The organism is Chondrinema litorale, assembly GCF_026250525.1.
Taxonomy (GTDB): Bacteria; Bacteroidota; Bacteroidia; order Cytophagales; family Flammeovirgaceae; genus Chondrinema; species Chondrinema litorale.
In genome coordinates, this window is sequence record NZ_CP111043.1 from 4,595,609 (window position 1) to 4,608,636 (window position 13,028).

A 13,028-nucleotide genomic window follows, 5' to 3' on the forward strand; every position below is an offset into this window, starting at 1 on the left:
ATTAGTTATTAGTTGCCGTTTCAAATATTTTTTATCCTCTAGTTATCAACTCTTTCGAATTGAGCCAGTCAAAGAAAATGCTTTTGTTTATTGGACCATGAACATCTAGTACAAACTTGTATAGTTCATCCATCAGTTCTCGACCTTTCATTACATTGTTGTTTTCCAAAAATGTGGCAACCGATTTTAGCTCAACAGTTAGTGTGTTTTCGTCAACAAACACTGGATGGAAAGTAACAAGTTCTTTTGCATCCTTATTATTGCTATTGAAATAGAACAGCTTTACAGGATAAGACTTTTCAGGATCTACAACTACACCTTTTGTTTTGTAAAGTTGTTTTCTGTCTAATACAATCTCAGCACCTTGATTAGCAACAATTTTATTTACAGGACGAGAACCAGTTTCGTATCTATAAATAAAAGACCAGCCATTATCTATTGGAAAAACTCCTGGGTCTGGTTTCACTTTTAACTCATCGCCAATAATTACATATTTTTCTTCGCCGAAGAAGGTTTTAAAGTCTTGGATGTTGTTTGGGTCACCACCTCTTGTGCTTAATTGAATATTTGAGCTAAGTGGCAATACCACATCTTGTACAAAACTTATAAATTCACCATCGTTGTTTTTCTTAGTTTCTTTGCCGTTTAATACCATTCTTTTTCCTTCCATGGTCATTACAACAGCATTAGCATCTTGAGTTAAGAATCTTAACTCATCGGTTTTATTTAACTGATCACCAACAGCTACTTTTTTGTTGGTTCCCTTAACTTCAATATCACCTTTTATATGCGCTACAAAATAATCTTGAGCTTGTGTTATAGAAATCGTAAACAATAATAAAATAAAAGCAAAAATGCGTTTCATAATCGATTAATTTTAAGTCTGCTCTTTCAAAAGAGAAAAAGTCGATTTTTTTAATGATTGAATTTAATTGTTAGAATTAATAAAGTTAATGGTTAGTCCTATTATTACTGCAAATATAAGATTAAGTGATTTAAAAAGTCATTTCTCTATTTTACAATAATTGCTGCAAGTTTTAAGCAAATGTTAATTCTAAAAAATTAAGCTTAAATTATTACACAGGTTTCTCGGGTTTAAGTATAGTTTTAATTTCTTGAAAACATCTTTCAGCCGTTTCCATAGCTCCATGCAAAGTTGATGAATGCCCAGTGAAGTTAGTTGCTTCACCACCAAAAAATATGCGATTATTAATTGTTTTAGCTAAATCTTCCCTTTTTCCTTCTGAAAAAGGAGTATCAAACGAATAAGCACCTTCTATATATTTTTCATTTTTCCAATTCATAATCAAGCTATTTTCTAAATGCGTTGTAGCTTGTTTATCGCCAAAAATATTATCCAGTTCTATTACGAGTTCGTCAATTCCTTTGTTACCTTTTTCAATAAATTGTTCTGCATATTTCCCCATCATATACGCGACTAATACATTTTCGTCACTTTGAGTTCCGGGAAATAGATTATAATACAGTGGGCTGCTTTTGGTGCCGAATAATTCCCACATGTTTTTCTTCCAAAATCGCTCTTTAAATTTCAAAAAGACTTTTACCCCTGCATCCATTCCCAATACCTCAATTGCTTCTTTCTTTGCTGTAGACAATTCAGGTGTGAATTTGATCATACCTTTCTTTAACATAGTAAGAGGAATGGTGCAAATCAGCTTTTTACAAATGAAGCTTTCACCTTTTTCGGTCTGAACTTTAACCTCCTCTGTTTGATAGTCAATTGCAGTTACTGGAGAGTTATATTGAATGTCGTGATCTAAACTTTCTAAAAATTCCCTAAGAATACTTAACAAAGGAGATTTTAATTTGAAATGTTGGTCACCTGCTACCCAGTTAGATTCATTTAAAGCAAGACTTCTCATGCCTATTTTATCATTAGAAGTACCATATTCCATAGCAAAAACTTCTAGTAATTGCCTTACAGAATCAGGAAAAGGTCTATTAGAGAGATATTCTTGTGCTGTTTTATCTAATCCTCTGTATCGCCAAGAATTATCAAGAAAATCAAATACCCTTTCTATTTGTGCATCTTCGGCTGCTTTATTTTCAGCTAATAATTCATTTTTGAACCAAACATAATTCTTCCCTTTAATTTCTATTAGTTCTTCTTCAAAGTATTCTAGTAATTCGTAGAGTACTGTATATTTTCCATGAATAAACTCAGCACCCAATTCTATTGGGCTTTGAGAAAAACCAGTTAAACTTTTTATTCTTCCTCCATAAGTTGGCCCGGCTTCTACTACTTTTACACTGTAACCTTCATTTTTAAGCATATAAGCTGCATAAAGGCCAGAAATACCAGCGCCAACTATTATTACATCATGTATTAAGTTTTTCTCCATATTTAAAACTACTTCTTAAAGTATGCCTTCTTGCAACAAACCAATATAAAATTTAACTTTAAAAAGAAGGCTATATGACCAAATTTTGCAGATATTGTAACTTTGGAGACAATTTAAGGTAAATTTTACTTTCTGAAAATTATTTAAAATGAAATTAACCAAGCTTCTTAGCATATTGTTTTTATTCTTCTATCTGAGTTCTTGCAATAAAGATGTTGAGCAATTTAGTAAGGATAAACCCTATGCCATAATTATAGATCAATACAGAAGTCTTGAAACTGCATGGAATTCTTTTGAAAGAATTAAAAAAATGGGTATCGAGGGCTATTTGGCAGAAGTAAAAGATCCTGCAACAGGTACTTGGTACATGCTTTTAACAGGTTCTTATAAAACCCTCGAATCTGCTATAGCTGGAAGAATAAAGTTTGAAGATTCTTTTAGTTTTCTATATCTGGATATTGTAAACTATAATCAGTTGAGCCAGAACTTGGTAAATTATGTTGAAAAATATAAGCCCATGCCTCTGCCAGATTCGCTTACTTCAAATGCTTACAAAGTTGCTTTGGTAGATTTAATGAAAAAAGCACCTTATAGCGAAGCTTACTCAATTTTAGATGTAAAGGCTGTTCAACCATCAGACAGTATTGATGTACTCAAAAGAACTTCGCTTAGAACGAATCAATTTGATATGCCTAGAGGAGTTTATCCTCCAGCTTTAATTAACTCTTCAGATGCTTTAATTGAGGCTGTTTATTTTGATGAATTAATTGGTGTAGAATTTAAAATTGATGTTTTTGCACTAAAACCTTCTCATGAGTTGGGGGCAGATATAAGTCAAGTATTTGCAGATAAGATAAAAGATACAAGAGAATACAATTTTGAAGAGATACTCCCACGAACAGTAAATGGAGCAATTGAACTTAAAGGTTTCGCAGTTAATATTGAACCAACTCAAGGCAAAGTTTATCGATATATGGTTTTATCAGACCTAAATGGTAGATATTTATATTTTATACAATCTGAAAAGTGCTCTCAAGAGAATATAGATAACTTTATTAAATCTATTGCTAGTAATAATGGCTTAATTAGCTATCCGGCTTTTGCAGAGAAAATGTCAATTTTACCCGATTCACTTCCAATAGATAGCCATTTGGCATATGTGCATTTACGCAAATTAATTGATGTACCAGGTGCTACTGGTGCTAAGTTAGAAAAGCATTATAAAACCAGATTTGTGTTTTTCGATAATCAGAAAGGAGAATGGGAAATTGCCAGCACTAGAATTTTTGATAGAGAAATGTCTAATACAATTTTTAGCAATGTGTATAATCCGCAAAGGAGAGTGCATAAAGATTCTGTTGAGGTACAAGGCAACCACGGCTGGCTTACCACTTTAAGAAGACGGAAACCCGGAAATAGAAAGTATGAAGATTTTCCTAATGAGATTCAGTTTAACTCAGATAAGTTTCTGGTGATTATTTCTAATAGGAGATATGCTTGGTTAGAACAAACTGAAATGATGGAGGTTTTGGAGTCTTTAAATCTTAGCCCTGAGTTTAAAAAAGAACAAGGCTTTTTAGAAAGCCTTGTATCAGATTAATATCTCTTATTTTATCGCAACTATTTCATAGCCACCATAGAAATTTCTAAATGTGCATTTTTTGGAATAGCAGCCACCTGTACAGTTACTCTTGCAGGTGCTTGCCCTTCTTTAAAATAGCTGCCGTAGATTTCATTTACTTTTGAGAAGTCAGCTAAGTCGGTCATATAAATGGTTGTTTGAACAACTTCGTCCATGTTGTAACCAGCTTCTTCAATTACCGATTTTAAATTGTCCAGAACTTGACTAGCTTCAGCTTCAATAGAATCTGTAACCATTTCGCCAGTAGCTGCATTAATGGCAATTTGACCAGCAGTATGTAATGTATTACCAACTACAATACCCTGATTATAAGGACCAATTGGCAATGGTGCTTTTTCTGATTTTACAATTTTTCTTTTGTTTTCAACAGGTTTTACTTCTTCTATCTTTTCATTTTTAGGTGCTGAACAAGCAAATGATAGTAGAAGAAGTAAAAATGCGTATGAAGTTCTCATTTTGATTAGGGGTTTTGTAAAAATTAATTATTGAGTTTTAACTTAAATTTTTCATCAATATCGAATACAAAAGCAGAGATAAATTCTACTGCATTCATATAAAATGCTTTAGTAAGTTTATCGAACGTATCTGTTGATTTGTGGTAATATGGATGATCTTCTACACCAAAGTAAACAAAGGGAATCTCTGCTTTATAAAACGGATAATGATCTGATTGCCCAGTCCAATCATTGTGGCCAGTGTTTGGTAAATCATGTCCAAATAATACTTTTATATCTGAATGATGCTTTGCTGTATTTTCAATTGGCTCTTTAAGAAATGGAAAATGATAAGTGCCACAAGCATACAATTCGTCTTTTTCAGACTGGCTCACCATATCCATGTTGATGTTTAACGCAATTATTTCTTGATCTACCATAGGATGTTTTACAAAGTGTTTAGCTCCTTGTAAACCCATTTCTTCAGCATCGAAAGCTGCGATAATAATAGAGTGTTTTGTTTTTTTATTTTTTAATTCTGAAGCAATTGCCAGAAGTGCAGCTGATCCAGATGCATTGTCATCTGTACCATTGTAAATATCGTCGTTTTTAATGCCTAAGTGATCGTAGTGTGCAGAGATAACGATATAAGATTCAGGATACTTTTGCCCTTTAATTTCAATAAGTAAGTTCACTCCTTGAACTGGCTCTAGAGTCGACCTAAAAGAAAAAGTATCTGTCTTTACCTCAAAACCAAGTTTTGAAAATTCTTCAATTAAATATGTTCTGGCTTTGGCGTTACCTTCAGTTCCTGATTTTCTACCTTCCATATCATCAGCAGAAAGTACTTCTAAGGCTTTTACTGCCAGTTCTGCTGATTGCGTATTTTGTGATTGTGCTGGTCGTATAGCAAGTATTACTGAGCAAATTGCTAGTATTATGCTAGTATTCAATTTCTTCATTGATTAGATTAATTTCATTTTAGATATAGTTTCTTTCGGATTTTCTGCCTTAAATACTGCACTTCCTGCTACAAAAATATTAGCACCTGCATCTTTAATTTCTTTTATATTAGTAAGATCAACACCACCATCAACCTCAATACCTAAGTTCGGATTAAGCTCATTAGCCATTGCCCTTAATTTTTTGATTTTAGCTAGTGCTTGTTTAATAAACTTCTGACCGCCAAATCCTGGATTTACAGTCATCACATTTACGAAATCAATATCAGCCAATACATTTTCTAATTGTTCAACAGTAGTATGCGGATTTATGGCCACTCCGGCTTTGCAACCTAACTCCTTTATTAAACCTATTGTTCTGTGCAAATGTGGTGAAGCTTCAATATGTACAGAGATAGAAGAAGCACCTGCGTCTTTAAAATCTTTCACATATTTTTCTGGTTCAACAATCATTAGATGCACATCTATTGGCTTTTTGGCTATTTTATTTATCGATGCACAAACAGGAATACCAAAAGAAATATTAGGAACAAAACGACCATCCATTACATCGAAGTGAATCCAATCTGCTTCGCTCTCGTTAATCATCTCAATTTCCTTTGAAAGATTATTAAAGTCAGAAGCGAGGAGTGAGGGTGCTATTAAAGTTTTCATTGGGCAAATATAGACTGATAAATGTATTCTATAAAATGCGATTTCATTAAATCTTTCGTATTTAAATTGCTTAGGTCGCAAATAAATATTTACTTTCAGTCCAAATAATTTTTTAAGCTTATCGAATTAAATTTTTTTAATAAAGAATCGATTAAAATTCATTACAAAACTCTTTAAACTGCCTTTTATATACTAGACATTCTCTGATTATTGAAAGTTAAAGAGAGTCAAATTCAGTATATATTTTCACCATGCTTATAAAAAAAGAATACTACGCTTTTTTGCTTTTGATCTGTTCAGTTCAATTTGCTTTTGCTCAGTCAGATACTATTCCTGTTAAATTAATAGATGCAAGTTCCATCGAAAGTGCTTCAAATGATGGTGAAGGCGCCATTTTGGAGCCTATTGGTACTGTGGTTGATCTGGAAACAGACTTACTCGAAGAAGGTTTTTGGCAAGATTTAGAAGAAGGTAAAAAATCTTGTACACTAGCTTTTTCTTCTGAAAGTGTCGAGGGAATCAATTTTTATTTTAAAGATATGGTGTTACCTGAAAGTGCATCACTATTTCTAAAAGGTAATTACAAAGAACAGGAATTAGGACCATTTACAAATAATGAAATACATAATGGCATTTTTTCTTCAAGTTTTGTTTTTGGCGATTATGTAGAAATGATTCTCGAAGTAGATGAGCAGGATGTTGAGAAATCAAATATAATTATAGAGTCTGCTGGCTTGGCTTTTAAAGATGTGATACCCGAAGATAACCGTAAGGGATTTGGAGATGCATCTTCTTGTAATGTAAATGTGAACTGTTCGGAAGGTGACTTATGGAAAGATGTTAGCCATTCAGTAGTTAGAATTTTGGTGAGAAGTAATAATGCAATTGGTTGGTGCTCAGGAGTTTTAATGAATAATACAAATCAAGATTTTACTCCATATATTCTTACAGCCATGCACTGTGGTATGAATAGTATAACAGAAGAAGTGCTTTCACAAACCAATTTCGATAAGTGGATTTTCTTCTTTAATTACGAGGTTGATGATTGCAACGGAATTTTTTCATCTTCTGATGTTACAGAACAGTATGTGACAGGTGCAGACCTAATTTCTTACAGTGATGATGGAGGTGGTGAAAGAGGTTCAGATTTCTTATTGTTAAGGCTTCAAAGCGATGTTCCTGAAGAATACAATCCTGTATTTGCTGGCTGGAGCAATATTGAAGGTTCTTATGATAGAGGGGTAAGCATGCATCACCCAGAAGGCGATATAAAAAAGATTTCAACTTATAATACTTTGCTTGAGTCGAGTACTTATTCTTCAGATGCAAATATTAAAAACACTCACTGGCAAGTTTACTGGACGCAAACAGATAATGGATTTGGTGTAACTGAGGGTGGTTCTTCAGGTGCTCCATTATTCAATGTTGCAGGTCAAGTTGTTGGTACGCTCACTGGAGGTACATCAAGCTGTAATAATACAAGTGGTTTTGATATGTATGGTAAGATTGCTTACGACTGGGAATCTAACGGTACTACATCTACTTATAGATTAAAAGACTGGCTAGACCCATCTAACACTGGTGTGTCTACTTTAAATAGTATAGATTATTCTGGTAACTTTATAACAGGTGTAGATGATGAAGTGGAGTATGAATTAAGTATTTACCCTAATCCGGTAGAAGATGTGTTGTACATCGATTTGCCAATCGACATATTAAATAGCCAGTTTAACATTAAATTAGTAGACACTTCTGGCAAAATCGTAATAAACCAACAATTTGATATTGATTATTCCGGAACTTTATCACTAGATTTGGCGCATCTTAGCCAGGGTATATACGTGGTTGAATTGAATGATAATGAATTAGTATACAGGAATAAAATTCTGATCAGATAAGCCAAATGCATAAAATTTACCTTACTTTTTTACCTCTTTTTTTCTTTAGTATACTTTTATGTAAAGGTCAATCAACACAAGTTTATGGTACAGTTCAAGATTCAATAGGTAAACCTGTGAGTCTTGTAAATATCTTGATTGAAGGTTCTAGCAAAGGAACTACCTCAAACGACAATGGAAAATATAGCCTTACACTGCCTGCAGACTCTACCATTAGTTTAATTTTTAGCCATAGTGAGTTTTTAAGAAGAACTATACCTTTAAAGCTGAATAGAGGGGAATCCAGAGAATTAAATATTACTTTGAGCTATAATACAGTGATGCTCGAAGGTGTAGAAGTTACTGAAGTTATTGACAATTCCCGCGAAGAAGTTGGAACAATAGAGTTAAATCCTAAAACACTAGAAGCGATTCCTACACCATTTGGCGATTTTAATCAGGCTTTAATTTCTGGTGGAGGTCTTGGTATTACAGGTAATAATGAGCTATCAGCTTCATATGCTGTGCGAGGTGGTAATTTTGATGAAAACCTAGTTTATGTAAACGGCATACAGATTTACAGACCGTTTTTAGTAAGAGCAGGCCAACAAGAAGGTTTAAGTTTTATAAATACCGATATGGTAGATAATGTAACCTTTTCTTCGGGAGGGTGGCAACCAAAGTATGGAGATAAACTCTCATCAGTATTAAATGTAGATTATAAAAAACCTGAAGAGTTTAAAGCTTCTGCCTCTGCTAGTTTACTTGGTGGTACTTTTCATGTGGAAGGAAGCAGTAAAAACAGAAAAATAAGGTTCATTACCGGACTAAGGCATAAGTCGTCAAAATACCTTTTAAATACGCTCGAAACCAATGGCCAATATTTACCTCGTTTTACAGATTGGCAAAATTACATCACCTTCGATTTGTCTGGCAAAAACAAGAGAGAAGGAAATACAGAATTATCCATTCTTACATCTTATGCACGAAATAGATACGAACTACAACCAGAATCAAGTGTTACGAATTTTGGTACATTTGGTCAGGCTTTTAGGCTAAGTGTTTTGTATGTTGGTGCTGAGGAGATGAATTACGATACCTTTCAGGGAGGTTTAAAATTAAAACATAAATTTAGTAGCAAAGTAATTAGTGAGGTGTATGCTTCATTTATGAAGACGCGAGAGCGTGAATACATTAATGTGGAAGGAGGCTATTTTTTGTGTGATGTAAATACCAATACAGATTCAGATGGTTTTAATGAGTGTATTTATGTGAGAGGTTTCGGCTCGCAATATCATTATGGTAGAAACTTATTAGATGCCACTGCGACCTCTGTTGAAAATAGAAATACTTTCGCTTTATGGAATCATACAACGATTGAAGTAGGTTTTCGCTTATCTGGCGAGCAGATAGATGATGAGCTTTATGAATATACATTTATGGACTCTGCCGATTATGTGCAGTTAGATGAGTTAATTGCCAGTAATAATTCACTCGGTTCAACAAGGTTGTCTGCTTATTTGCAAGCCAGACATCAGTTAGGTAAATCACATTCTATAACCTATGGTGGTAGAGTGAGTTATTGGAATGTAAATGGACAATGGGTATTTAATCCACGAATTCAATATTCTTTTTCTCCATTTTACTGGCAAAACGATATCGTATTTAAAGCGGCCGTGGGTATGTATTCTCAACCACCATTTTATCGGGAACTCCGAGATTTTCAAGGGAAGCTCAATCGAGACTTAAAAGCCCAACAATCGATACATGCTATTCTCGGAATTGACTGGAATCTAAACCTATGGACTAGGCCATTTAAATTTATAACAGAGCTTTATTATAAGAACCTTTGGGATGTGGTGCCTTATGATATTGATAATGTTCGATTGCGATATTATGCAAATAATGATGCAGTTGCGTATGTATATGGGGCAGATTTTAGGTTGAGTGGAGAGTTTATTCCCGGTACAGAATCTTGGATTAGTTTGAGCTATATGCAAGCTAGAGAAGATGTTCCTGGTGATAATCGTGGATACATTAGAAGACCATCTGACCAACGAGTAACCTTTAATCTCTTTTTTGAAGATCACTTACCAAATGATCCAAGCATCAGGGTATATATTCGTGGTTTGTACGGTTCTGGTTTACCTTATGGGCCACCAGACTCTCCAGAATTTAGAGCTTCTTTAAGGTCAGGTTCCGATTATGTAAGGTCTGATATTGGCTTTTCTAAGATATTTAAGATCAAACAAAAAAGTGATAAAAGAAAATTGGAATCTATATGGGTAGGGTTAGAGGTGCTTAATTTGTTTGGTTCTGAAAATCACATTTCTTTTAATTGGATTCCAGATTTTGATGGCAATGTTTATGCAGTTCCTAATAGTCTATCTCAGCGATTCTTAAACATTAAGATGAAAGCAAAATACTAGAAGCAACAAAGCCTCGCAAATTAATTACAAGGCTTTGTTTAAACAGATTAAAAGTCTGTATAAGCAGCTTGCTCTAATTCTGCTAATGTTTTAAAACCACTTTCTGGCTTTAAATATCCATTTAAAAACTTATATACTTTTAATCTGATTTCTTTTGCTTTTTTAGTATCTAATCTATCAAAAGCATGGCCACCGGGCATGTCTTCGTAAATCTCATATTCAAACTTTTTGTTCTCCGCTTTTAGCGATTTTATGAGATGCTCTACTTCAAGCACGTTTACATCTTCATCATTGGTGTTTGTATGAATTAAAAGCGGGGTTTGCAGTTTATGTGCATTCCATGCTGGAGATCTTTTTCGGTATTCATCAACATCTGCATAAGCGGATTTGCCAATGTGGTAATCTGCAGAATACAACTCTCTGTATCGCTGTGTTTTATAGCCCATACGAGCAACTAAATCGCTAACAGGCACACCAGAATAAGCCACTTTGTAACTTTCTGGGAATTCGAAAATATTCATTAGCGTAATTAAACCTCCATGACTCCAACCCATTATTCCTACGCGAGATTCATCTATAAAGCTATAGTTTTCTATCATGTAATCTCTAGAAGCTTTGGTGTCTTGAATTTCTAACCCTCCGTAATCAATTTGCTCATAAAATCCTTTGCCATAACCAGTACTACCTCTGTAATCTGGTGCTACAACAATGTACTTCTGAGCAACTAACTCTTTAATAATATGGGTGTAATAGGTATTAAAGTTACTATGCACTCCACCATGTGGAAATACTAAAAGGGGGTACTTTTTTTTAGTATCAATCCCTTTTGGGATAAAAATATAAGTGTAAAATTTTAGTGGATTTCCAGCTCCCTGTGCTGTTGGATTTTTTTCAACTCTGGGTTTGGGACCTGTTAGAATTACTTTGTCGACATAAGCGGCATCACCAACTCGGTCGTACCAGTAAATGTCATCGATTGATTTTTCTAGTGAATTAAAACTGTGTCTTAAATCACTAACTCGATTGTTTAGCGTTTCAATTTCTTTTTTGAGTTCTTCGACAGTTTCCTGTGCAATGCTAATTAGGGGTAAAGTCAGTAATGTTAAAATTACTAATAGGTGTTTTCTCATTTAAAAATTAGGTTTATGAATTATAATTCCTCGAATATATAAAACATAAACCTAAATTATTCTTTGTGAAATGGATTGAGACTATTCGTCTAAGAGGGCGTATTCATTTGCAACTGCTTCCATTATATAGCCAGTAATCCAGCCAATGTAACCAAGTCTTGCATAATAGAATTTCTTAGGTACATCACTATTTAACTGGTAAACTAAAGCATCTAGAATAATAGAACCGGCAATCATTTCTTCTCGGGTAAAAGACTTGTTTAGCCTATCAATTTCGGACTGTGCCTTTGCCCTGATATTTTCATCAGTAATGTAATTGAGGTTAGGAGCAGTAACAAGTTCATGCTCTTTCATCACATTTATTCTGAATTTTCTTATGTCAGCAGGAGATACCTGAACAAACATTTCTTCTACTTTTTCTGGATACATTAAAGTAACAACAGCCCAAGGTGCGCCACCAGCCAAGTGTACAATTCTTCTTGTTCTAAATCCAGCGTTTTCAGATAGTTCTTTTTTCACATCCTGATAAACATATTCTTTAGCAAGGTATCTGGCTACGCTATCGTAACCCTGCAACATCTCAATTTTGTTTTCAGCAATTTTCTGTGCAAAAGTACCTGTGCCGAACTCAAATGTAAGTGGAGATAATTGATCGAGTTTTTTACCTACTAAAAAGCCTCCTTTCGTGTTTCCACTGCCAATATCTATTGTGGTTGATATAGCTCTGTATCTTGGTAGTGTAGATCCTTTAATTGCGTAAAAAGCTTCTTCTTCTGGTGTGATAAAATGGATTTCCTTACTATAGCCTTTAACACCATCATTAATCTTTTTCTTCACTTCTTCCAGCTTGCCTTTCTTTTTTGTTTCTGTCATTACACCACTACTGGCAACAATAAAGACTTTGTCTTCTGGAATTTTGTATTCTTTTTTTATGTGAGAATAAAATTCGTTTACTGCATCTACTGCTTCTTCTATTGCTTTGTCAGACAGACTTATAATGTTTGGGTTTATTGATGTATCTTCTTTAATATCAAAAAGATAATGACCATCAATACCAAGTCTAATGCCTACAACACTCAGTTTAACACCTTTTGCGCCGATCTCGATGCCTGCATATAATTTTTCAATTTCTTCAACACCTTCTAACAAAGCGGTTACAGCTTTTACACTAGTTGCACTTCTTAAAGATTGGTAAATTTTTAGTGCCTTTCTAAAATTGACAATTGCATCGTCACTTCTGCTTTGATCACGATACAAAAGTCCTAGATTTTCATAGGCAGAAGCTTCCCAATATTTATTTTTATCTTTAATGGCATTAAGGCCTTTCAGTAAAAATTCTTCTGATCTTTGGTATTGTGCGGCTTCTCTTAAGGTATTACCTGTCTTAATGTATTCTAAGGCTTGATCTTCCTGTTTTTCCTGAGCTAAAAGCGTAATACTTAAAAACAAGCATGTTAAAAAAACAGATAAAAAAGTTTTCATAAATGTCAGGTTAAATTGTTTTTGTAAAAACTGATACTTGTTAACGAGACTTAAT

Annotated in this window: 10 protein-coding genes; 3 read left to right on the plus strand and 7 right to left on the minus strand. The window is 33.9% G+C overall.

All coding sequences use genetic code 11. From position 1 onward, the window contains the following. Positions 1-31: 31 nt before the first annotated feature. Both OQ292_RS19000 and OQ292_RS19005 read right to left on the minus strand, forming a co-directional pair. Complete coding sequence (locus OQ292_RS19000) at positions 32-865, minus strand: hypothetical protein (protein ID WP_284683727.1); 834 nt, start codon at positions 863-865, stop codon at positions 32-34. Positions 866-1,076: 211 nt separating this feature from the next. Next, positions 1,077-2,363, minus strand: a complete 1,287-nt coding sequence (locus tag OQ292_RS19005) for a flavin monoamine oxidase family protein (protein ID WP_284683728.1) — start codon at positions 2,361-2,363, stop codon at positions 1,077-1,079. 148 nt (positions 2,364-2,511) lie between these two features. Here OQ292_RS19005 and OQ292_RS19010 point away from each other — a divergent pair, with 148 nt between their 5' ends. Then, positions 2,512-3,963 carry an SPOR domain-containing protein gene (locus OQ292_RS19010; protein ID WP_284683729.1) on the plus strand — a complete coding sequence of 484 codons (1,452 nt, stop codon included), beginning with the start codon at positions 2,512-2,514 and terminating at the stop codon, positions 3,961-3,963. 20 nt (positions 3,964-3,983) lie between these two features. On the opposite strand, the gene OQ292_RS19015 is transcribed toward OQ292_RS19010, so the two are convergent. From OQ292_RS19015 to rpe, 3 genes are read right to left on the minus strand one after another with little or no spacing between them, the layout of a single operon-like run. Next, positions 3,984-4,460 (minus strand): Rid family detoxifying hydrolase, encoded by a 477-nt coding sequence (locus OQ292_RS19015; protein WP_284683730.1) that lies wholly within the window; start codon positions 4,458-4,460, stop codon positions 3,984-3,986. Positions 4,461-4,483: 23 nt separating this feature from the next. Then, a complete protein-coding gene (locus OQ292_RS19020) occupies positions 4,484-5,401 on the minus strand; it encodes a M20/M25/M40 family metallo-hydrolase (protein ID WP_284683731.1) in 918 nt (305 codons plus the stop codon). Positions 5,402-5,404: 3 nt separating this feature from the next. Continuing rightward, positions 5,405-6,055, minus strand: coding sequence for a ribulose-phosphate 3-epimerase (rpe, locus tag OQ292_RS19025; RefSeq protein ID WP_284683732.1), 651 nt, complete (start codon positions 6,053-6,055; stop codon positions 5,405-5,407). A 251-nt stretch (positions 6,056-6,306) separates the two neighbouring features. Here rpe and OQ292_RS19030 point away from each other — a divergent pair, with 251 nt between their 5' ends. Both OQ292_RS19030 and OQ292_RS19035 read left to right on the plus strand, forming a co-directional pair. Further along, positions 6,307-7,953, plus strand: a complete 1,647-nt coding sequence (locus OQ292_RS19030) for a T9SS type A sorting domain-containing protein (protein ID WP_284683733.1) — start codon at positions 6,307-6,309, stop codon at positions 7,951-7,953. Positions 7,954-7,958: 5 nt separating this feature from the next. Continuing rightward, a complete protein-coding gene (locus tag OQ292_RS19035) occupies positions 7,959-10,361 on the plus strand; it encodes a TonB-dependent receptor (RefSeq protein WP_284683734.1) in 2,403 nt (800 codons plus the stop codon). 47 nt (positions 10,362-10,408) lie between these two features. On the opposite strand, the gene OQ292_RS19040 is transcribed toward OQ292_RS19035, so the two are convergent. Together OQ292_RS19040 and OQ292_RS19045 are read right to left on the minus strand one after the other, a co-directional pair. Beyond that, positions 10,409-11,491: an alpha/beta hydrolase family protein gene (locus OQ292_RS19040; protein WP_284683735.1), complete on the minus strand. Its 1,083-nt coding sequence runs from the start codon at positions 11,489-11,491 to the stop codon at positions 10,409-10,411. Positions 11,492-11,572: 81 nt separating this feature from the next. Continuing rightward, positions 11,573-12,973, minus strand: a complete 1,401-nt coding sequence (locus OQ292_RS19045; protein ID WP_284683736.1) for a tetratricopeptide repeat protein — start codon at positions 12,971-12,973, stop codon at positions 11,573-11,575. Between the last annotated feature and the right edge of the window lie 55 nt (positions 12,974-13,028).

Coding starts and splice junctions, on each gene's coding strand:
- OQ292_RS19000 (WP_284683727.1), bottom strand. CDS start 865: ATGAAACGCATTTTTGCTTTTATTTTATTATTGTTTACGATTTCTATA.
- OQ292_RS19005 (WP_284683728.1), bottom strand. CDS start 2,363: ATGGAGAAAAACTTAATACATGATGTAATAATAGTTGGCGCTGGTATT.
- OQ292_RS19010 (WP_284683729.1), top strand. CDS start 2,512: ATGAAATTAACCAAGCTTCTTAGCATATTGTTTTTATTCTTCTATCTG.
- OQ292_RS19015 (WP_284683730.1), bottom strand. CDS start 4,460: ATGAGAACTTCATACGCATTTTTACTTCTTCTACTATCATTTGCTTGT.
- OQ292_RS19020 (WP_284683731.1), bottom strand. CDS start 5,401: ATGAAGAAATTGAATACTAGCATAATACTAGCAATTTGCTCAGTAATA.
- rpe (WP_284683732.1), bottom strand. CDS start 6,055: ATGAAAACTTTAATAGCACCCTCACTCCTCGCTTCTGACTTTAATAAT.
- OQ292_RS19030 (WP_284683733.1), top strand. CDS start 6,307: ATGCTTATAAAAAAAGAATACTACGCTTTTTTGCTTTTGATCTGTTCA.
- OQ292_RS19035 (WP_284683734.1), top strand. CDS start 7,959: ATGCATAAAATTTACCTTACTTTTTTACCTCTTTTTTTCTTTAGTATA.
- OQ292_RS19040 (WP_284683735.1), bottom strand. CDS start 11,491: ATGAGAAAACACCTATTAGTAATTTTAACATTACTGACTTTACCCCTA.
- OQ292_RS19045 (WP_284683736.1), bottom strand. CDS start 12,973: ATGAAAACTTTTTTATCTGTTTTTTTAACATGCTTGTTTTTAAGTATT.